Source organism: Streptomyces sp. NPDC042201, from assembly GCF_055582185.1.
Map to the genome: position 1 here is coordinate 119,985 of NZ_JBVJDS010000012.1, position 18,981 is coordinate 138,965.

Sequence of the window (18,981 nt, forward strand, 5' to 3'; positions counted from 1 at the left end):
GGATCCATGCCGCAGTTATCGCTGATCACGGGCGCCGATCCGACCCGCACACTCGACGCGCTGTTCGTGAACGCGCCGCTGCGCGACTACGACCAACGGCCACGGACCAACGACTACACGCTCCCCGTGCTGGGCATGGCGTACATCGCCACGTACGCGAAGGAGGTCGGCGGCTTCAACGTAGGCCTCCTCGACGCCGAAGCCCACGGTCTCGGCATCGCGGAGACAGTGAATCTCGTCAACGAAGCACAGCCCCGGTGGGCGGCCATGAACCTGTTCGCCCCCACCTACGAGATGTCCGCCCGCATCGCGGCCGGCCTCTCCCCGGACATCGCCCTCATGGTCGGCGGCCACCACGCCAAGGCCATGCCGGACCGTGTTCTCACCGACCCGCGCATGAGCAACTTACGGGCCCTCGTGCTCGGCGAGGGTGAGCTGCGCGTCGCCGCCCTCCTGGAGGACGAGCAACGCCGGCGTGAACTGCCAGGAGTCCTGTGGCGTGACCGCCTGCTCGGCACCCGGGCAGCGGGCGTCGGCGACCCCAGGACGAGCGCACAGATGCTCGGCCCCGACATCAACGCCCTTCCCTACGTCAACCGCGCCTTCCTGCCTCAGGATCCCTACCGGGCCGCACCCACCGAGACAGACCGCCGCCTCGCGGTAAGCCGCGGCACCGCCCTGCTGACCCGGGCCGCCCGCACCGGGCACCTGGAAGCCAACATCGTCGGCTCCAGGGGCTGCCCCTACAACTGCACATTCTGCGGCGCAGCCGTCAGCGCCAACCCCGACGTCAAGATCCGAGTTCGCGACCCTGAGGACATCATCGGCGAACTCGACATGCTGCACGGCGAGTACGGCGTCACCGCGTTCCGGTTCGTCGATGACCTGTTCCTCGGCGCCTCCCGCGTGATCAAGACGCAGATGGCGGCATTCACGCAACACGACATCGGCGAACGGTACGTGTGGGACGCCACCGGACGCATCAACGTCCTGGACCGGCTGGACAACACCGAACTCGAACTGCTCGTCGACAACGGCCTGCGGGAAGTCGCCCTCGGAATCGAGTCCGGAAGCGACCGCATCCTGAGCGTGATGGACAAACGGATCGACGCCGAGATGACCGAACGCGTCGCTCGCCGCCTTGTCGAACACGGCATCGGTGTGAAGGGGTACTTCATCCTCGGCTTCCCCGGCGAGACCCACGAGGACATCCAGGCGACCGTACGGCACATCCGCAACCTCTGGAGCATCGCCGACAGCAACCCCGGCGACGTGCGGGCCAGCGTGTTCGAGTTCCGCCCTTATCCCGGAACACCCGTGTGGAAGACACTCATCGACGCCGGCCACGACCCCGACAAGCTCCTCGCGTACGGAGACGTCGACCTGACCGCTGACGGGGCCGACGAGTCGATGCGCCAGCGCGACGAGTTCAATTTCTCCGTCGGCATCCAGTTCGGCGACGTCCCGCTGGGCGAAGTCCGCTCCACCCTGGCCACGCTCACCCGCGAGCAGCACGAGCGCAACCAGGCGACCGGGGAGGCCGCGGCATGAGGTCGAAACGCGGGCACTTCATCACCCTCGACGGCCCGAGCGGAGTCGGGAAGACCACCACTGTCCGGGCCCTGACCAGGGAATTAGCCAGACGCGGCCGGATTGTCCACCAGACCGTGGAACCCACCACCAGTGAACTCGGTGCCTTTATCAGGGAGCATTTCAGTCACATCCGCCGGCACGCCCTGGCCTGCCTGGTCGCGGCGGACCGGTACGAGCACATCGAGCACGAGATCGAGCCCCGACTGAACGCCGGCGACATCGTGCTCTGCGACCGGTACCTCGCCTCGACGCTCGTCATGCAGCAGCTCGACGGCGTACCACTTCAATTCTTGCTGGACTTGAACGCGCACGTCCTGATGCCGGACCTGGCAGTCATCCTGACCGCATCCCCCGGGCTCATCGCAGAACGGATAGCCGCACGCGGACCCCGCAACCGCTTCCACCTCGACCCCACCGCGCCCCGCCGCGAAGTCGACCTGTACGACGAGACGGCCCAGACCCTCATGACGGCGAACGTGAAGGTGCTGGTCGTGAACACCAGCGACGCCGCGCCAACGGAGATCGCGGCCTCAATCGCCGACGTGATCCCTCATTCGTCGGTAACGTCAGCCGCCCCAACGCCACCAACCACCCCCCAGGAACCATGAATCCGCAACCCGCACAACCCGTCATCGACACGCACGTCATCCTCCGCGACGGAGACAAACTCCTCTTCTCGCAGCGCGGGGGGCCCTACGGCTACGGCCGCTGGCACATGCCCTCGGGCAAGCTCGACCAGGGCGAACCCGTGAGCGCCGGAGCTGCCCGGGAGCTGCTGGAGGAAACCGGCGTCGAGGTCGACCCAGCTCATCTGCGGCTGGTGCATGTCGTGCACCACAGGCAGAGCGAGACCGTGGAACGGATCGGATTCTTCTTCGAGGCCACCGACTGGATCGGAGAGCCCGTCAACAAAGAACCGGCCAAGTGCCTGGGTCTTCAGTGGTTCAGCGTGCACGAACTGCCCGAGGACATCATCGAGTACCCAGAGGAAGGACTGCTCGGATACCTGGAGGGTTCCGGCGCTCTGGCAGAGCACGGCTGGTAACCCCCTGAGGACCATCTGTGACGCAAGCAAGCAAGCCGTGAGGCGCACCCGACGCCGCCCGCACACAGGCTCAGCGCATCCCCCGCTTCCCCCCTCAGGCGAGCCGATCGAGGCGGGCTGGGACGCGCCGACCTCGCGCCCGCCATGGAGCCGCTGAGCACCGCCCTCCACGAAGAGGCCACCCTCAACCTGTTGGTGGACGACCTGCGCTGACCGGCCCAACAGGGCCTGTTGCGACAGCTGTTCAAAGAGAACGTGGGCGACGGCTCGGCACGCATGGCCAGGGGCACGGCTGAGGGCCGCCAACCGAGTGGGGTGGCGGCCCTCACCGTTGCTGACACAAAGTCAGAGAGCTCCGCGCGTGTTCGTGAGCGTCCATGGAACTCCTCAGTCGCTGGTCAGAGCGACTTCGCGACGGTACGCACTGCCACGGGCGGGGGAGCAACTGAGGCCAAGATCCCGCCGTTTGCGAGGCGTGCAGTTTTGACGAGATCATCGCCCACGACGCGAAAGGACGCGTGGCGCAAGTACAGAAGCAGCGCCTCGTGTTCCTGGCATTCCTTTGCGTTTGCTGCGTCGCAGTCGCTCTGTTCTGGGTGAACGCGACAGAGCGCAAAAGTGAGCCACCGAGCAAGTCCGCTCCTGCCTCCTCCGTAGGAGCGTCGCTCGCCCAGTAGCCCGCGAGAGTGGTCCCCTTGCTAGGCCAGCAAGGGGACCACCCCAGCTCGGACCAGGTCCGAGCCGGAGTTCCTGGGAAGCCCTGCCGGGTTCGAACCGACAACCTACGGTATGCCTCGCTCCATCTGCGTCGGCGTGATCGCAGCGCGAAAAAGGGCCGTCGGCCGCGTTCCTCAGCGAGTAAGGAACGCGGCCGACGGCCCATGGACGGCCCAGGGGAGCGAAAAGCCGCTCTGACCTGGGGCCTTCCTAAATGTCGAAGTAGAGCTCGAACTCGTGCGGGTGGGGGCGGAGCTGGATGGGGGCGATTTCCTTGGTGCGCTTGTAGTCGATCCACGTCTCGATCAGGTCCGACGTGAAGACGCCGCCCACCTGCAGGTACTCGTTGTCTGCTTCCAGGGCTTCGAGGACTGCCGGGAGGGAGGTGGGGACCTGGGGGACGCCCGCGTGCTCTTCGGGGGCGAGTTCGTAGAGGTCCTTGTCGATCGGCTCGGCCGGCTCGATCTTGTTCTTGATGCCGTCCAGGCCCGCGAGGAGGAGGGCGGAGAAGGCCAGGTACGGGTTCGAGGACGGGTCCGGGGCGCGGAATTCGACGCGCTTGGCCTTCGGGTTCGAGCCCGTGATCGGGATGCGCATCGCGGCGGAGCGGTTGCGCTGCGAGTAGACCAGGTTGACCGGGGCCTCGAAGCCGGGGACCAGGCGGTGGTACGAGTTCACCGTCGGGTTGGTGAAGGCCAGCAGTGACGGGGCGTGCTTCAGGATGCCGCCGATGTAGTAGCGGGCGGTGTCCGACAGGCCCGCGTAGCCCTGCTCGTCGTAGAAGAGCGGGGTGCCGCCCTGCCACAGGGACTGGTGGACGTGCATGCCGGAGCCGTTGTCACCGAAGATCGGCTTGGGCATGAAGGTCGCGGTCTTGCCGTTGCGCCAGGCGACGTTCTTCACGATGTACTTGAAGAGCATCAGGTCGTCGGCCGCGGCGAGCAGCGTGTTGAACTTGTAGTTGATCTCGGCCTGGCCGGCGGTGCCCACCTCGTGGTGCTGGCGCTCGACCTGGAGGCCGGAAGCCTCCAGCTCCAGGGAGATCTCGGCGCGCAGGTCGGCGAAGTGGTCGACCGGCGGGGCCGGGAAGTAACCGCCCTTGTAGCGGACCTTGTAGCCACGGTTGTCCTCGACCGCGCCGGTGTTCCAGGCGCCGGCCTCGGAGTCGATGTGGTAGAAGCCCTCGTTCGCGGTGGTGTTGAAGCGCACGCTGTCGAAGACGTAGAACTCGGCCTCGGGGCCGAAGTAGGCGGTGTCCGCGACGCCGGTGGAGGCGAGGTAGGCCTCGGCCTTCTTGGCGATGTTGCGCGGGTCGCGGCTGTACTGCTCGCCCGTGATCGGGTCGTGGATGAAGAAGTTGATGTTCAGCGTCTTGTCGCGGCGGAACGCGTCGACCCGGGCCGTCGACAGGTCCGCGCGCAGCGCCATGTCCGACTCGTGGATGGCCTGGAAGCCGCGGATCGACGAGCCGTCGAAAGCCAGCTCCTCATTCGGGTCGAACGCCTTCGCCGGGATCGTGAAGTGCTGCATCACGCCAGGCAGATCGCAGAAGCGGACGTCGACGAACTTGACGTCCTCGTCCGCGATGAACTTCTTGGCGTCGTCGGCGTTCTGGAACATCCAGCTCCTCCTCCTCCCGACCCGGGGAGGGACGGGGGTTATCGCTCGGTCGTGCGGCCAGTGCGGTGGCACACGCTGGACCCGACCATAGGTTTCCAGGATTTCTCAAGCATGACCCATTTGTTTCGCTGAAGTTAACCAGCCCGGGTGCGCGCGGGGGCGGAGGACGGCTTCGCGCCCCCCGTCCGGGGACGCGAACGCGCCCCCAGTACCGTGGACGGGTGGACAACAGGCAAGCAATCGGATCGTGGCTGTCGGGACCGCGCGCGGCCGCCGAGGACATGGGTGTCGACTTCGGCTACCGGGGTGAACGGCTCGGTCTGCCGGAGCAGGGACCTGGCTCGGTCGCGAGGCCAGGACGGCGCCTCGGCGCCCTCGCCGTCGACTGGGCGCTGTGCCTGCTGATCGCATACGGGCTGCTCGCCCGGGGTGACTGGCAGGCATCGGGCAACTGGGCGCTCGGCGTCCTTTTCGTACTGAGCGTGCTCACCGTCGGTACGGTCGGCTCCACCCCCGGCAAGCGCCTGTTCGGCCTGCGGGTCGTCGCCGAGGACGGCGGCAGGCTCGGCATGGGCCGGGTGCTCGTGCGCAGCCTGCTGCTCTGCCTGGCCATCCCGGCGCTGATCTGGGACCGCGACGGACGTGGACTGCACGACCGCCTCGCCCGCGCCGTACAGGTACGTATCCAGTCGAAGCCGTAGGACGTGGAGAGGGCGGTCCGGAACGCGCGTTCCGGACCGCCCTCTTTAGTGTGTATGTGCATGTGTATGTGCGGTCAGCGCATCTTTCCGCCGCGCGGCATCCGCATGCCCTTGGGCATCGGACCCTTCGGCAGCGGCATGTTGCTCATCAGGTCGCCCATCGCCCGCAGCCGGTCGTTGGCCGCCGTCACCTGCGGGCCTGTCAGGACCCGGGGCAGCTTTAGCATGGTCGTACGGACCTTCTTCAGCGGCACCTGGCCGTCGCCGTCGCCGACCATGATGTCGTGCACCGGGACATCCACCACGATGCGCGCCATCTTCCTCTTCTCGGCCGCCAGCAGGCCCTTCAGCCGGTTCGGGTTGCCCTCGGCCACCAGTACGATGCCCGCCTTGCCGACGGCCCGGTGGACGACGTCCTGGCTGCGGTTCATCGCCACGGCGGGCGTCGTGGTCCAGCCACGGCCCACGTTCTGCAGGACGGCCGCGGCCGCACCCGGCTGGCCCTCCATCTGCCCGAAGGCGGCACGCTCGGCACGCCGGCCGAAGATGATCGCCATCGCGAGGAACGCCAGGATGAAGCCCAGGATGCCCAGATAGATGGGGTGGTTGATCAAGAAGCCGATCGCGAGGAAGACACCGAAGGTGACGATTCCCACACCCGCGACGACAAGACCGACCTTCGAGTCGGCCCGCCGGGTCATCTTGTAGGTAAGGGCGATCTGCTTCAGTCGCCCTGGGTTCGCAGTAGTGTCTGCGTTTTCCTTCCTCGCCATGCCCAGGAGTTTACGTGGCGTGGGAGGTGCGCTCCGACACCGCCTCCAGTACGTGCTGTGCCTCGACCCGGTCCTTGGCCCGGCGGCGGTCCTCAAGGACGGCCGTCCAGGCGTTGCGACGGGCCGTGCGCTGGCCGCCGCTCAGGAGGAGGGACTCCACGGCGCGCAGCGCGCCGGAGACCGAGGACAGGGCAGTGACGGGGGTCGGGGCAGGGGTGGTGCGGGTGGCTGCCGCCCTTGCTTCGGTGATGGGTCGTACCGGCGCGACCTGCATGGCGGTCCCCTCTGAGCGTGTGACGAGTGAGGTGTGACGGGTGTGCGGTGCGTTGAACCAGCGTCACTGACTGGTGTTACCAGGGCATGACCTGCTGGTCAAACGCGAATGAAACCTTGATACGGGCCCCGCAAAAGCGGACGCGGCCCGTACGCCGCCCCTACCTGGGGGGACGTACGGACCGCGTCACGACCGGCCTCTACCGTCGAGTAGCCGCTTGTGCTCGGATTCACACGCCGTGACTCAGGCCGTGACTCAAGCCGTGACTTACGGCGTGTGGCCGGCGACCGCCGCGCCGCGCCGCTCCATCGCCTGCTGGAACAGCCGGCCCGCACGGTACGAGGAACGCACCAGCGGACCCGACATCACGCCGGAGAAGCCGATCTCGTCGGCCTCGTCCTTCAGCTCCACGAACTCGTGCGGCTTCACCCAGCGCTCGACCGGGTGGTGCCGTACGGACGGACGCAGATACTGGGTGATCGTGATCAGCTCGCAGCCCGCGCTGTGCAGGTCCCGCAGCGCCTCGCTGACCTCTTCCCGGGTCTCGCCCATGCCCAGGATGAGATTGGACTTGGTGATCATGCCCGCCTCACGGGCGCGCGTGATCACTTCGAGCGAACGCTCGTACCGGAAGCCGGGACGGATCCGCTTGAAGATCCGCGGCACCGTCTCGACATTGTGCGCGAGCACCTCGGGACGGGACGAGAACACCTCGGCCAGCTGCTCCGGCACGGCGTTGAAGTCGGGGATCAGCAGCTCGACCTTGGTACCGCCGGCCGCCCGCTCCGCCGTTTGGGTGTGGATCTGGCGCACCGTCTCCGCGTACAGCCAGGCGCCGCCGTCCTCCAGGTCGTCGCGAGCGACACCGGTGATCGTGGCGTAGTTCAGGTCCATCGTGACGACCGACTCGCCCACCCGGCGCGGCTCGTCACGGTCCAGCGCCTGCGGCTTGCCCGTGTCGATCTGGCAGAAGTCACAGCGCCGGGTGCACTGGTCACCGCCGATGAGGAAGGTCGCCTCGCGGTCTTCCCAGCACTCGAAGATGTTCGGACAGCCGGCCTCCTGGCAGACCGTGTGCAGCCCCTCGCTCTTCACGAGCTTCTGCAACTGGTTGTACTCAGGCCCCATTTTCGCCCGGGTCTTGATCCACTCGGGCTTGCGCTCGATGGGGGTCTGGCTGTTCCGGACCTCCAGACGCAGCATCTTGCGTCCGTCGGGTGCGACAGCGGACACGTCCGGCCCCTCTCTGTGCTGGCGCGGCATTCGATTCTTCGGCGAACACCAGGTTACGCCCGTTATTTGCGTGGCATTACGTCTGGCCAACCAGTGGCCAGAGAGGCGCATTCCCCCATGTGGCGCAAGGGCCCGCCAAGGAGTCCGCCGGATCCGCTACGGGGTCCGCCAACGGCTCCTAGGCGCTCGCGCCTTCGGTCTCGCGCGGCTTCGGCTCCGCGTGCTCCAGCACCTCCCGCAGATGCCCCTCCAGTACGGGGAGGACCTCCGCGATCGTGATCTCACGGCCCAGCTCGTACGAGAGCGAGGTCACGCCCGCGTCCCGGATCCCGCAGGGCACGATCCGGTCGAACCCGGTGTTGTCGGGGTTCACGTTCAGCGCGAAGCCGTGCATCGTCACGCCCTTGGCGACCCGGATGCCGATCGCCGCGAGCTTGCGGTCCTCCCGGCGCTGGCCGGCGTTGGACGGGGCGTACTCGGGGCCGTTCAGCCGCGCGTCGAACTCCTCGTCCGCCAGCCGGGGGTCGAAGTCCAGGGCGAGACCGCCCAGCTTCGGCCGCCGCTCCACCGGATCCCCGAGCACCCACACACCGCTGCGCCCCTCGATCCGGGTCGTCTCCAGACCGAAGTCCGCGACCGTACGGATCAGGGCCTCTTCGAGGCGCCGGACATGGGCCACGACATCCACCGGACGCGGCAGTTTGAGGATCGGGTAGCCCACGAGCTGGCCGGGACCGTGCCAGGTGATCTTCCCGCCGCGGTCCACATCGACGACAGGGGTGCCGTCCAAGGGGCGCTCACTGTCCGCCGTACGCCGCCCGGCGGTGTAGACCGGCGGGTGCTCCAGCAGCAGACAGGTGTCGGGAATCTCGTCCGCGAAGCGGGCCGCGTGGACCCGGCGCTGCTCCTGCCATGCCTCCAGGTAGTCGACGGATTCCTCGCCGAACCCCAGATGGACGTACCGCAGCTCGCTCACGGCACTGCCTCCTTAGAACCTTCACCGTGCACTTATCACGCCCCGCCACTGTACGGCGGCTCCCGGACGGACAGCCGGGCAGGTGCTCCACGGCGCCCCCGCTCCCGCCTTCGCCCCGACCTCCGCCCCGCCTCCGCCCTGCCCCCGCCCCCGCCTCCGTCGGCTCCCGTCCGTCTCCGTCAGCGGCGCCATCGATCCTCACACGATCGGATGAAATGTGGCGCGAACGTGCCGGTGGGAGCCATTTCGGCCGCTAAATTCGCGCCGTTCCATGAGGGCTGCTCCCGGGGCCCGGAAGGCAGGAGACCGTACAGCTGATGTCGGAACGACCTCCGCAGCGCAGCCCCAACCGCCAGCTCGCCGCGCTCATCGCAGAAGCCGGATTCTCCAACGCAGGTCTCGCCCGCCGGGTGGATCAGCTCGGTCTCGAACACGGCCTCGATCTGCGGTACGACAAAACCTCGGTGACGCGCTGGCTGCGCGGGCAGCAGCCCCGCGGCACCACCCCGGCACTGATCGCCGAGGTCTTCACCCGCCGGCTCGGCCGCCGGCTCTCCGCACAGGACCTGGGCCTGGACGCCTGCGCCCCGGTCTACGCGGGCCTGGAATTCGCCTCCACGCCCGAGGAGGCCGTCGACATCGTCGCCGGGCTGTGGCGCAAGGACTCCGGCAGCCACGCCGAACTGCGCAAGATCGCGTTCACCCCGGCGGGCCTGGTGGTCCCCAGCCGCGACTGGCTGATCGGACGCGCCGACGAGCGGGTCGGCCACCCCGACCTCGCGCCGCAGACCGGCTCCCGGGTGCCCGTCCAGGTGCGCCCCCCGGCGCCCGGCGTCCCCCGGCCGCGCACCGAACGGACGACCGGCCAGAAGGTCACCGCCGGCGACATCTCCGCCCTGCGCTCGGTGGGCGACCTCTTCCGCACCCTCGACCACGCCTACGGCGGCGGCCACGCCCGTCAGGCGCTGGTCCGCTATCTCGAACACGAGGCCGAGCCGATGCTCCGCGGCCGGTACGGGGAGGCCACCGGGCGCCGCCTCTTCGCCGTGGCCGCTGATCTGACCCGGCTGGCGGGCTGGACCTCGTACGACATCGCGGCGCACGGCCTCGCCCAGCGCTACTTCGTCCAGGCCCTGCGGCTCGCCCAGGCGTCCGGGGACCGCGCCTACGGCTCGTACGTCCTGGTCACCATGAGCCGGCAGGCCGTCTATCTCGGCCACGGCCGCGAAGCGGTCCAGCTGACGCGCGTCGCCCAGCAGGGGATCGGAGCGTCCGCACCCCCGGTCGTACAGGCCCTGCTGCACTCCGCAGAGGCCCGCGGACACGGCGTGCTCGGCGAGGTACGCGCGTGCACCGCCTCGCTCGTCCGGGCCGAACGGGCCCTGGAGACGGCCAGGCCCGGCGACGACGTACCGCACTGGGCCCGCTTCTTCGACGAGGCACAGCTCGCGGACGAGTTCGGCCACTGCCACCTCGATCTCCAGCAGTACCGCACCGCCGTGCAGTACGCCGAGCGCTCCCTCCAGCTGCGCGCCCCGGCGTACGCTCGCAGCCGCCTCTTCTGCCGGGTGGTACTCGCCTCCGCCCGGCTGGGACTTGGCGAGCTGGATCAGGCGTGCTTGCTGGGCGCCGAGGCGGCCCAGCAAGCCGGCGAGATGAGGTCGGCGCGGGCGGTGGAGTACGTACGGGAGTTCGAGCGGCGCCTTGAGCCGTACCGGGACGCGGCGGCTGTACGGAACTATCGCGACCGGGTCGCGTCGTTCGGCTGAGCCGTGGGTCGTGGCCGTGACCGTGGCCACGCCTCAGCCGAACCCGGGCGCGGGCCGCCCTACGCCACCGCGGGCAGCGGCACCGTCCCGTACGCGGGCTTCACGCCCAGGTCGCGCAGGATCGCGTGCGCGGCCCTGCGGCCCGAGAACAGCGCGCCCTGGACCGTGTTCATGTCGCGGTGGTCACCGCACACGTACAGACCGGACAGCAGCCGAACCGGGCGGCGCAGATCGTGCGGCGGGGGCATGGCGGGCACCGCCTCCGCGTCGTGGTGGACGGCCAGCAGCTCCCAGTCGTCGGTCGGCGTCCCGTACAGCCGGGCGAGATGCGCGCGGACCGTACGGTCCAGCTCGTCCGCCGGGGGAGGGGTGCCGAGCACCGTCGAGGAGATCAGTACGCGGCCGTCCGGGGCGCGCGAGGCGTCGACCGCGCTCATCACGGCGGTGTGCGCGACCGGTCCGCCCCGGTCGGCGTCCAGCAGCAGCGCCGGATCGGTCAACGGGGCTGCGGGCGCCGTGTGATGGAGGACCGTCACGGGGTGGAAGTCCGGCACCCGCAGTCCCGGCAGCAGCTCGGCCGCGGCGCGCGCGCCGGTCGCCAGGACCAGTGAGCGGCAGGTGATCTCGCCGTGCTCCTTGGTCGTCACGCAGTTGATCGACGCGTCCGTCACACAGACATCCGTCCGTACGGTGCCTTCCGGCAGTGTCCGGGCCAGTAGCTCGGGCAGCGTGGACGCGCCGCCCGCGGTGACGCACAGCCGGCCGCGGGCGAAGGCGCGCAGCGCGAGGTCCGCGCAGCGGCTGGACGTGGTGAGGTCCGGGTCGCAGAGCAGCGCGGACAGCAGCGGGCGGACAAAGCCGCTGACCGTACGGGCGGGCAGACCGCGGGCGGACAGGGCCTCGGACGCGGTGCGTTCCGGGCGGGACATGAGGCGCGGCGTCGGCGTCGCGGCGAGGCGGCCCAGGGCCGCGCCGAGCCGGGCCTGATCGAGCGCCCCGCCGAGCGGTGGCCGGGGGGCGCTCGCCAGGGCGCGTGCCGCCGTGAGTGCGCTCCGTGCGCTCCCTGTCGCACCGGTCCGGTAGTTCCGTCCTTCGCTGTGCACGAGCACGCCCGGCGAGAACATCCGGAGGGCGGCGCCCTCCAGGCCCGGGATGCGGAGCAGCTCCGGATAGGCGGTGTTGAGCAGCGGTCCGCCGCGGTCGAGCAGGAAACCGTCGACCTGGTCGGTGGTCATACGACCGCCCACGTAAGGGGCGGCCTCCAGGACGCTGACGGTGACACCGGCGCTGGTCAGCTGATGAGCCGCGGACAGGCCGGCGATTCCGGCGCCGATGATGACGACGTCGGCGTGGTCCGCGGTCGTGTGGTCCGCAGCCGTGTGGTCTGCGGCCGTGTGGTCTGCGGTCATGTGGTCCGCGGTCGCGTGAGGTGCGGTCGTGTGAGATGCGGTCCCGTCATGTGCGGTCCCGTCATGTGCGGTGCTGAGCACGTGCCCCTCCCCGAGGTCGGCGCGGCTGGTGGGGAGCTGATGCCCGCATCAGGCTCCCGCGATGCCCAAGTCCGGGTCGAGCGTAGAAAGGGAACGAGGCCGGGGCGGGCGCGCGTGTGAGGGGTCACTGAGGCATCGGGGGTGCACGGGGGCGCCGCCCGGCCGGGGCGGCCGGGCCTGGGGGACCACCGGCCCCCCACCCGACGACGTCAGCGGGCCGCCGCCCGGATCGACTCGTCGATCGTTGGGAACGCGAAGGTGAAGCCCGACTCCAACAGGCGTGCCGGTACGACCCGTTGGCTGCCCAGGACGTCCGACGCGAAGTCGCCGAGCGCCACCCGCAGCGCCGCCGCCGGGACCGGGAACGGCGTGGGCCGGCGCAGCACCCGCCCCATCGCCGCCGTGACCTCGCGGTTCGTGACCGGTTCCGGCGCCGTGAGGTTCACCGGACCCTCCAGCGTCTCCGTATCGATCAGATGCCGCAGCGCCGCCACCTCGTCGTGCAGCGAGATGAAGCTCCAGTACTGCCGTCCCGAACCGAGCCGCCCGCCCAGACCGGCCCGGAAGATCGGGAAGAGCCGCCCCCAGGCACCCCCCTGACGGGAGACCACGAGACCGGTACGCGCGAACACCGTCCGTACGCCCGCCTCCTCCGCCGGCGCGGCCGCCTCCTCCCAGTCCACACAGAGCGAGGCGAGGAAGTCACCGCCCGGAGGCGCGTTCTCGTCCACCTTCCGGTCCCCGGTGTCGCCGTAGAAGCCGACGGCGGACCCGCTCACCAGCACCCGCGGCGGCTCGTCGAGCGAGGCGACGGCCTCGGCGATCGTGGCCGTACCGAGGCGCCTGCTGTCCCGGAGCTCCTTCTTGTACGCCTCGGTCCAGCGGCGGTCGCCGATCCCCGCGCCCGCGAGGTGGACGACAGCGTCGCAGCCGCTGAGGCCCCGCGCGTCGACCCGCTGCCGTACGGGATCCCACTCGACCTCGTCGGCGGCCCGCGCGGGATGCCTCACCAGACGGAGCACCTCATGGGCGTCCGCGCGCAGGGAACGTACAAGAGCCGTACCGATGAGCCCGGTGGAACCGGTGACCGCGATCTTCATGGCGTCCATCCTGCCCCCGGACCGCGCCGTGGCACAGTTGCGCCATGTCCGAACCGCAGATACGCCCAGCCGTCCGCTCGGACGACGGAGCCCTGGCCGAACTCGACCGGGAGACCTGGTCGCCGCTGCACGCCGTGACGCCGAGGCCGCAGCCGCCCTTCGGCCCGTTCTTCGACGCCCAGCACCGGCCCGAGGACTTCCTGGTCGCCGAGGCCGGCGGGGCCGACGACCGGATCGCCGGGTACATCCGGGTGGTGCGGCCCACACCGCTCGCGAGCAACGCGCATGTACGGCAGATACAGGGGCTGGCGGTGCACGAGTGGGCACGCGGCCGCGGCGTGGGCCGCGCCCTGCTGCGCGCCGCCACCCTGCACGCGCGCAACCAGGGGGCGCGGCGGCTGACGCTGCGCGTGCTGGGGCACAACGCCCCGGCCCGCGCGCTCTACGAGGCGGAGGGGTACGTCGTCGAGGGCGTGCTGCCGGGGGAGTTCTGTCTGGACGGCGCGTTCGTCGACGACGTGCTCATGGCGCTCACGCTGACGCGGTGAGTGCGGCCTACTCGTTCCCGAAGCGCTCCGAGAGCCGGGGGAACCGCTCCGCCAGCGCCGCTTCGTCCTCGAAGTCGAGCGGAGTGCCCTCCGGTTCCGCCGGCTGAGCCGCGATCCCCAGATCGGGCGCCACCACCCCGGTCAGCTGTTCGTACGCCTCGTCCGCCGCGTACCCGAGCTCCTCGCCGTCCCCGTCGAGATCCTCGTCGAACTCGTCCAGCAGCTCGGCCAGGCTGTCCGGGTCGTGCAGCGCGCCCTCGAAGATCTCGCGGCCCTGCCCGATGAGCCAGCACCGGAAGTAGTCGAAGGCGTCGTCGCTCGCCCCGCCGAGCAGCACGGCGGCCGCGCCCCACAGATCCCAGTGGTACGCGCGGCTGTAGCGCGACTCGAAGTGCCGCGCGAAGTCCAGTACGGAGTCGGGGTCGAGCTGCAGCAGCCGCTCGACCAGCAGATCGGCATGGTCCTCGGGGTCGCCGTCGGCGGCCTCTCGGGTGCTGTCGATGATCTCCCAGAACTCCGTCTCGTCCATCACGGGTACAGCATCGTGCTTGGCGGAGGGCCGCGCACGCGGAGCCGCCGAAATGCCCGGCGTTTCGTAAGCCGGACAGAAGATGTCGCCTTTTCGTGCGACGGTCGGCGGGTCTAGAGGAACGCATGAACGCGTGAACGCACGAACACACAACGGAGGTGACGGATGGCAGCCAAGCCATTGACGGGGAAGATCGCACTCGTCGCGGGAGCGACCCGGGGCGCGGGCCGGGCCATCGCCGTACAGCTGGGCGCGGCCGGCGCCACGGTGTACGCGACCGGGCGGACGACCCGGGACAGGATCAGCGAGGTCGGCCGGGCCACGGAGACCATCGAGGAGACGGCGGAGCTGGTCACGGCGGCGGGCGGCGAGGGGATCGCCGTACCGACCGACCATCTGGTGCCGGAGCGGGTCCGGGCGCTGGTCGCGCGCATCGAGCGGGATCATGACCGGCTGGATGTGCTGGTCAACGACGTCTGGGGCGGGGAGCACCTCGTCGAGTTCGGCAAGAAGATGTGGGAGACGGAGCTCGACCGCGGACTGCGGATGCTGGAGCTGGGCGTCAAGAGCCACGCCATCACCAGCAGCTGCGCCCTCCCGCTGCTGGTCCGCCGGCCGGGCGGCCTGGTCGTCGAGGTCACCGACGGCACGGCCGAGTCGAACAAGGGATTCCGCGAGAACTTCTACTACGACCTCGCCAAGAACGCCCCGATCAGAATGGCCTTCACCCTCGGCGAGGACCTCAAGGACGTCGGCGGTACGGCGGTCTCGGTCTCCCCGGGCTTCCTCCGCTCCGAGCAGATGCTCGATCACTTCGGCGTGAGCGAGGAGAACTGGCGCGACGCCGTCGCGAAGAGCCCGCACTTCGCGATCTCCGAGTCACCGCTCCTGGTCGGTCTGGCGGTCGCGCGGCTCGCCGCGGACCCGGACAAGCGGCGCTGGAACGGCCGGTCGCTCTCCAGCGGCCGGCTCGCGAAGGAGTACGGGTTCACCGACGCGGACGGCAGCAGCCCGGACGCCTGGGCGTATTTCGCGGAGGTCGCGACCGGCGGGAAGGACGTGCGGGTGAGCGACTACCGGTGAGCCGCCGCGCCTGACACGCCGCGGTGAGTGGCCGTGCCCGACGTGGCTGTCATGCCCGACGTGCCCGTCGTGTCTACGGGCCCGACGTGGCTGTCATGCCTCCTCAGTCGCCGAGCGCCAGGGGCTGGGCGACCTGTTCCCAGCGGGACTCGAACCAGAGCTTGACCTGCGCGAACCTTGCCCGCTCCAGCGCACTGGTCCCCTCGGCGGCCAGTGAGGACGCGAACAGGTCACCGCTGCGCAGTTCCAGCACATCGAGCGAGGCGCCGTCCGGGTTGTTCTGCATCTGGCCCCGCTCCAGCCAGTAGTAGCCGGTCAGCATCTCCGTACCGTTGATCAGATAGCGCTTCTCCCCGGGGATCGTCGGCAGCCCCCGGATGGCCACGGAGACCTGCTCGACCAGCCCCCGTTCGGCCAGCAGGGTCAGGGAGTGCTCCAGGGCCCCCGCGTACGTCCGGATGACATGCCGCAGCCTCAGCAGCGGCCGGGGGTCGTGGGGGTCGTCGACATGACGGGGATACGGATGGCCGGTCACCAGATCCGGCAGCAGGACCCGTACGGTGATCGACTCCGGCGGGCGCTGGTGGCCCTCCCTGATGGCCTCGACCTGGTTCTGGACCGCCTTGCTGAGCTGTTCCGTGGTCAGCGACCAGACATCGAGGGTGACATGCCGGGCGGCGAAGGCCCGGGTGATGTGGTGCGCCAATGGCTGGAGGTTGGTCGTCCGATTGGCAACCCGGGCGGCCCGGCCGGGCGCCCCGTCCTCCAGGAGCCCTTCGTCGCGCAGCATCTGCTGGGCGCTCTGGATGGTGCCCCGGCCCACTCCGTAACGGCGCTGGAGCTGGTGCTGCTTGGGCAGCGCGTCGCCTGCCGACAGCTGCCCCTCCAGGATCTGTCTGCGGAGATCGTCCGCGATGGAGCGGTATTGAGGGGGATCCTCGCCGTCTCTCTGATCGCTGGGCATCACAGGGGCGAGGCTACAACTCCCGTTCACCATGCGACAGATAGCTGCATCCGCCGGTCAACCGGCCCCGCTGGGCGGTGAGATGACCGGTCGGCCGGTCAGGCTGCCCGCGTTGCAGCCCAATGGCTGCCATTACCGAGGGGTAAGAGAAGGAGAACAGATACCCGACCATTGGCCTTCTCTCCGCAGCATTCTCCTGCCAACAGGGTGCCAACCGCAGGGTGTCCCGTCCACGCAGGGCCGAAACCGAACCGGAGGAGATGCCATGGGGGCACTGACACGTACGGAGTCGTTCATAGAACTGTTTTTCCAGGCCACGCAGTTGGCGGCGGCTGTCGGTCCCGAAGGGACACTGGGCGTGCTGCTCTGTGTCCTGCTGGTCCGGGCGGCCCGTGCCGCCGGGACCGCACGGCAGGACGAGGCCCTGACCGCCAATCTGCTCTGCGCGGCCTCGGTGCTGCTGGTGCTGCTGCTCATCGCCTCAGGGTGAGTCCCACGGCACCGCGATGGTGTCCCACAGCGAGTCGAACCACTGCTGGGTCTGGTCGACATAGGCCGTGGTGACATGGTCGTCGGCGACCGCCGTGTGCCGGAAGAGCATGCCCTCCACACCGAGCATGTCGTAGATCTCGATCGGGTCCTCCCGGTCGAGGTCCACCCGGCGTGACTGCACCTGGTAATGGCCGGCCAGCACCTCTTCGCCATTGAGGATGTAGACCTTCTGGGTCGGCACGATCGACACCTTCCTGGCCTCGACCGTGACCTCGGGGACCAGACCGCGGACCTTGAGCATGCGCAGTGAGTGGCGCAGCGAGCCGTAGATATGGCCGGTGGTCTCCCTGAGCCGCTCGCGCGGGCGGGTGTTCTCCGGCTCCCCGACGACCTGGGGCAGCGCCAGCGGGTCATCGGCGTTCGGCAGCAGGATCCGTACGGTGATCCGCTCCGGGCTGCGTACGCCGGCGGTGCCGAGGGTGACCAGCGGACCCGCGAGCGCGGAGGCGAGGGTCTCGCCGTTGAGGCAGTACGCGTCGATGGTCACCTGCCGCTGCCGGAAGCAGTGGGCGACCCGTTCCCCCAGGAACACCCCCGCGGGCCGCGGCGGATGGCGCCGTGGCGTGGGGACAGCGGCGGCGCCGGCCGGCTGCTGGGGGTGAGTGGCCGGGGCGGGGGTGGTCCGCGCGACGGTCGGCGGGGTGCCCTGCTGGGCCCGCTTGATCAGGCCCTCGTGCTCCAGGATCTCCAGCGCCCTGCGGACGGCTCCGCGCGGGACGCCGTACCGCTCGCTCAGCTCCGCCTGCGTGGGAATCCGATCGCCGACACGCAGCCCTCCTTCGGAGATGTGGTCGCGCAGCGCGTCCGCCACCACATCCCGCGGACGCCGTTGTCCGTCGGTCAAGGCGCTGTCTCCAGGCACAGCCGAACTCTACAACAGCCTGCCAATGGGGGAGGGTTGCCGGAGAAGGTCGCCCCGGCTCTGCCAAGTTCCTGCCATTGGGGCCCGGGTGTGTGCCGTACGGAGACGCGTCGTCACCCGTAGAGCGCGCGCATCCGTTCCGCCGTCTCCGCGAACCGGCCGCGCAGCGCGGCCGGTTCCAGGACCTCCGCCTCGGGGCCCAGCGTGATCAGCTGGGTGTACGCGACCTCCTCCGCCTCCACCGGCAGGGTGACGGTCAGCAGCCCCTGGCCGTCCGGCGGGCCCGCCGCCTCGATCGCCTCGCGGGCGGCCGCGCGGTCCACGACATACGGCAGCCGCCGGACGCCCTCCGCCGAGAGCCGCACCACGATCTCCGTACGCAGCAGGGAGCGCGCGAACTGCGCGGCCCGCTCCTCCCAGAACCCGGGCAGATCGAATGACTCATCCCGGACGAAACGTTCCTGCATGGGCTCCGCAGTGGTGAACCGGTCGATCCGGTAGACCCGGAACGCCCCCTGGGCACCGGCGCAGAGATACCAGACCCCCGCCTTGAGCACCAGACCGTACGGGGCGAGCTCCCGCTCCACCTCGGTGTCCTGGCGCCGGTAGCGCGCCGAGAGCAGCCGGTCGCCCCACACCGCCTCGGCGATCACCGGCAGCAGCTCGGGCGTCTCCGGCTCCTGGTACCAGCCCGGCGCGTCCAGATGGAAACGCTGCGCCGCCGAGTCCGAGGCGTCCCGCAGGGACGGCAGCAGCGCCGCGGACACCTTCAGCCGGGCCGCGGACGAGAGATCGTCGAGCCCCATCTCGCGCAGGGCGCCCGGCACTCCGGAGAGGAACAGCGCCTCGGCCTCGCCGCGGGCGAGACCGGTCAGCCGGGTGCGATAACCGCCCACGAGCCGGTAGCCGCCGCACCTGCCCCGGTCCGCGTACACCGGAACCCCGGCCTCGGAGAGCGCCTGGGCGTCCCGGGTGATGGTCCGCTCGGAGACGGCGAGCTCACGGGCCAGCTCGGCCGCCGTCATGGACGGCCTTGACTGGAGCAGGAGCACCATCTTGATCAGCCGGGCAGCGCGCATGCCCCCATCATGCAGGGGAGCCCCTGTCGTCCGGCGACAGGGGCTCCCACGATGCGAACAGGCAGCGGCCGAA

19 protein-coding genes are annotated in these 18,981 nt (G+C 69.9%); 8 read left to right on the forward strand and 11 right to left on the reverse strand.

The window, feature by feature from the left end:
- The first annotated feature begins 6 nt into the window (after positions 1-6).
- From ACZ6MZ_RS26985 to ACZ6MZ_RS26995, 3 genes are read left to right on the forward strand one after another with little or no spacing between them, the layout of a single operon-like run.
- Positions 7-1,551, forward strand: a complete 1,545-nt coding sequence (locus ACZ6MZ_RS26985) for a B12-binding domain-containing radical SAM protein (RefSeq protein WP_469354886.1) — start codon at positions 7-9, stop codon at positions 1,549-1,551.
- Positions 1,548-2,201, forward strand: a complete 654-nt coding sequence (gene tmk / locus ACZ6MZ_RS26990) for a dTMP kinase (protein WP_386877876.1) — start codon at positions 1,548-1,550, stop codon at positions 2,199-2,201. The genes ACZ6MZ_RS26985 and tmk overlap by 4 nt, the downstream gene beginning before the upstream one ends.
- Complete coding sequence (locus tag ACZ6MZ_RS26995) at positions 2,198-2,638, forward strand: NUDIX hydrolase (protein ID WP_386877875.1); 441 nt, start codon at positions 2,198-2,200, stop codon at positions 2,636-2,638. Before tmk ends, ACZ6MZ_RS26995 begins: the two co-directional genes overlap by 4 nt.
- Positions 2,639-3,565: 927 nt before the next feature.
- On the opposite strand, the gene glnA is transcribed toward ACZ6MZ_RS26995, so the two are convergent.
- The gene (gene glnA, locus ACZ6MZ_RS27000) at positions 3,566-4,975 is read right to left on the reverse strand and encodes a type I glutamate--ammonia ligase (RefSeq protein ID WP_389791529.1); all 1,410 of its coding nucleotides are present in this window, start codon (positions 4,973-4,975) and stop codon (positions 3,566-3,568) included.
- A 221-nt stretch (positions 4,976-5,196) separates the two neighbouring features.
- Here glnA and ACZ6MZ_RS27005 point away from each other — a divergent pair, with 221 nt between their 5' ends.
- Complete coding sequence (locus ACZ6MZ_RS27005; protein ID WP_384181743.1) at positions 5,197-5,676, forward strand: RDD family protein; 480 nt, start codon at positions 5,197-5,199, stop codon at positions 5,674-5,676.
- Positions 5,677-5,750: 74 nt separating this feature from the next.
- On the opposite strand, the gene ACZ6MZ_RS27010 is transcribed toward ACZ6MZ_RS27005, so the two are convergent.
- The 4 genes from ACZ6MZ_RS27010 to lipB form a co-directional block, all read right to left on the reverse strand.
- Entirely contained in the window at positions 5,751-6,449 is a 699-nt protein-coding gene (locus ACZ6MZ_RS27010) for a DUF4191 domain-containing protein (protein WP_386877874.1), read from the reverse strand.
- 10 nt (positions 6,450-6,459) lie between these two features.
- Complete coding sequence (locus ACZ6MZ_RS27015) at positions 6,460-6,723, reverse strand: SCO2195 family GlnR-regulated protein (protein WP_469354889.1); 264 nt, start codon at positions 6,721-6,723, stop codon at positions 6,460-6,462.
- 267 nt (positions 6,724-6,990) lie between these two features.
- Positions 6,991-7,956, reverse strand: coding sequence for a lipoyl synthase (gene lipA, locus ACZ6MZ_RS27020; protein WP_384181737.1), 966 nt, complete (start codon positions 7,954-7,956; stop codon positions 6,991-6,993).
- A 178-nt stretch (positions 7,957-8,134) separates the two neighbouring features.
- The gene (lipB, locus tag ACZ6MZ_RS27025) at positions 8,135-8,932 is read right to left on the reverse strand and encodes a lipoyl(octanoyl) transferase LipB (RefSeq protein WP_384181735.1); all 798 of its coding nucleotides are present in this window, start codon (positions 8,930-8,932) and stop codon (positions 8,135-8,137) included.
- 317 nt (positions 8,933-9,249) lie between these two features.
- Between lipB and ACZ6MZ_RS27030 the strand changes: the two genes are divergently transcribed.
- Positions 9,250-10,701 carry a regulator gene (locus ACZ6MZ_RS27030; RefSeq protein WP_389789049.1) on the forward strand — a complete coding sequence of 484 codons (1,452 nt, stop codon included), beginning with the start codon at positions 9,250-9,252 and terminating at the stop codon, positions 10,699-10,701.
- A 59-nt stretch (positions 10,702-10,760) separates the two neighbouring features.
- Here ACZ6MZ_RS27030 and ACZ6MZ_RS27035 read toward each other — a convergent pair whose 3' ends face one another.
- Together ACZ6MZ_RS27035 and ACZ6MZ_RS27040 are read right to left on the reverse strand one after the other, a co-directional pair.
- Complete coding sequence (locus ACZ6MZ_RS27035; RefSeq protein WP_469354892.1) at positions 10,761-12,110, reverse strand: NAD(P)/FAD-dependent oxidoreductase; 1,350 nt, start codon at positions 12,108-12,110, stop codon at positions 10,761-10,763.
- 290 nt (positions 12,111-12,400) lie between these two features.
- Positions 12,401-13,300 carry a TIGR01777 family oxidoreductase gene (locus ACZ6MZ_RS27040; RefSeq protein ID WP_469354894.1) on the reverse strand — a complete coding sequence of 300 codons (900 nt, stop codon included), beginning with the start codon at positions 13,298-13,300 and terminating at the stop codon, positions 12,401-12,403.
- A gap of 35 nt (positions 13,301-13,335) precedes the next feature.
- On the opposite strand from ACZ6MZ_RS27040, the gene ACZ6MZ_RS27045 reads away from it, so the two are divergent.
- Complete coding sequence (locus ACZ6MZ_RS27045; protein ID WP_389789053.1) at positions 13,336-13,839, forward strand: GNAT family N-acetyltransferase; 504 nt, start codon at positions 13,336-13,338, stop codon at positions 13,837-13,839.
- Between the two features lie 7 nt (positions 13,840-13,846).
- Here ACZ6MZ_RS27045 and ACZ6MZ_RS27050 read toward each other — a convergent pair whose 3' ends face one another.
- Positions 13,847-14,368, reverse strand: a complete 522-nt coding sequence (locus ACZ6MZ_RS27050; protein WP_384181772.1) for a DUF4240 domain-containing protein — start codon at positions 14,366-14,368, stop codon at positions 13,847-13,849.
- 165 nt (positions 14,369-14,533) lie between these two features.
- On the opposite strand from ACZ6MZ_RS27050, the gene ACZ6MZ_RS27055 reads away from it, so the two are divergent.
- On the forward strand, positions 14,534-15,451 hold the full coding sequence (locus ACZ6MZ_RS27055) for an SDR family oxidoreductase (RefSeq protein ID WP_384181725.1): 918 nt from the start codon (positions 14,534-14,536) through the stop codon (positions 15,449-15,451).
- Between the two features lie 103 nt (positions 15,452-15,554).
- Here the strand turns inward: ACZ6MZ_RS27055 and ACZ6MZ_RS27060 are convergent, their stop codons facing one another.
- A complete protein-coding gene (locus tag ACZ6MZ_RS27060) occupies positions 15,555-16,415 on the reverse strand; it encodes a GntR family transcriptional regulator (RefSeq protein WP_384334218.1) in 861 nt (286 codons plus the stop codon).
- 265 nt (positions 16,416-16,680) lie between these two features.
- Between ACZ6MZ_RS27060 and ACZ6MZ_RS27065 the strand changes: the two genes are divergently transcribed.
- Positions 16,681-16,905 carry a hypothetical protein gene (locus ACZ6MZ_RS27065; protein ID WP_469354897.1) on the forward strand — a complete coding sequence of 75 codons (225 nt, stop codon included), beginning with the start codon at positions 16,681-16,683 and terminating at the stop codon, positions 16,903-16,905.
- Here ACZ6MZ_RS27065 and ACZ6MZ_RS27070 read toward each other — a convergent pair.
- Both ACZ6MZ_RS27070 and ACZ6MZ_RS27075 read right to left on the reverse strand, forming a co-directional pair.
- A complete protein-coding gene (locus ACZ6MZ_RS27070) occupies positions 16,897-17,811 on the reverse strand; it encodes a FadR/GntR family transcriptional regulator (RefSeq protein ID WP_469354899.1) in 915 nt (304 codons plus the stop codon). The genes ACZ6MZ_RS27065 and ACZ6MZ_RS27070 overlap by 9 nt on opposite strands.
- Positions 17,812-17,942: 131 nt before the next feature.
- Positions 17,943-18,908, reverse strand: coding sequence for a helix-turn-helix transcriptional regulator (locus ACZ6MZ_RS27075; protein WP_469354901.1), 966 nt, complete (start codon positions 18,906-18,908; stop codon positions 17,943-17,945).
- Positions 18,909-18,981 lie beyond the last annotated feature (73 nt).

Excerpts from the sequence above, each read along its gene's own strand:
- ACZ6MZ_RS27040 (WP_469354894.1), bottom strand. The coding sequence starts at position 13,300 with ATGGACGCCATGAAGATCGCGGTCACCGGTTCCACCGGGCTCATCGGT.
- ACZ6MZ_RS26995 (WP_386877875.1), top strand. The coding sequence starts at position 2,198 with ATGAATCCGCAACCCGCACAACCCGTCATCGACACGCACGTCATCCTC.
- ACZ6MZ_RS27065 (WP_469354897.1), top strand. The coding sequence starts at position 16,681 with ATGGGGGCACTGACACGTACGGAGTCGTTCATAGAACTGTTTTTCCAG.
- ACZ6MZ_RS27060 (WP_384334218.1), bottom strand. The coding sequence starts at position 16,415 with ATGCCCAGCGATCAGAGAGACGGCGAGGATCCCCCTCAATACCGCTCC.
- ACZ6MZ_RS27030 (WP_389789049.1), top strand. The coding sequence starts at position 9,250 with ATGTCGGAACGACCTCCGCAGCGCAGCCCCAACCGCCAGCTCGCCGCG.
- ACZ6MZ_RS27015 (WP_469354889.1), bottom strand. The coding sequence starts at position 6,723 with ATGCAGGTCGCGCCGGTACGACCCATCACCGAAGCAAGGGCGGCAGCC.
- ACZ6MZ_RS26985 (WP_469354886.1), top strand. The coding sequence starts at position 7 with ATGCCGCAGTTATCGCTGATCACGGGCGCCGATCCGACCCGCACACTC.
- glnA (WP_389791529.1), bottom strand. The coding sequence starts at position 4,975 with ATGTTCCAGAACGCCGACGACGCCAAGAAGTTCATCGCGGACGAGGAC.
- ACZ6MZ_RS27010 (WP_386877874.1), bottom strand. The coding sequence starts at position 6,449 with ATGGCGAGGAAGGAAAACGCAGACACTACTGCGAACCCAGGGCGACTG.
- ACZ6MZ_RS27050 (WP_384181772.1), bottom strand. The coding sequence starts at position 14,368 with ATGGACGAGACGGAGTTCTGGGAGATCATCGACAGCACCCGAGAGGCC.
- ACZ6MZ_RS27045 (WP_389789053.1), top strand. The coding sequence starts at position 13,336 with ATGTCCGAACCGCAGATACGCCCAGCCGTCCGCTCGGACGACGGAGCC.
- ACZ6MZ_RS27055 (WP_384181725.1), top strand. The coding sequence starts at position 14,534 with ATGGCAGCCAAGCCATTGACGGGGAAGATCGCACTCGTCGCGGGAGCG.
- ACZ6MZ_RS27035 (WP_469354892.1), bottom strand. The coding sequence starts at position 12,110 with ATGACCGCAGACCACACGGCCGCAGACCACACGGCTGCGGACCACACG.
- tmk (WP_386877876.1), top strand. The coding sequence starts at position 1,548 with ATGAGGTCGAAACGCGGGCACTTCATCACCCTCGACGGCCCGAGCGGA.
- ACZ6MZ_RS27075 (WP_469354901.1), bottom strand. The coding sequence starts at position 18,908 with ATGCGCGCTGCCCGGCTGATCAAGATGGTGCTCCTGCTCCAGTCAAGG.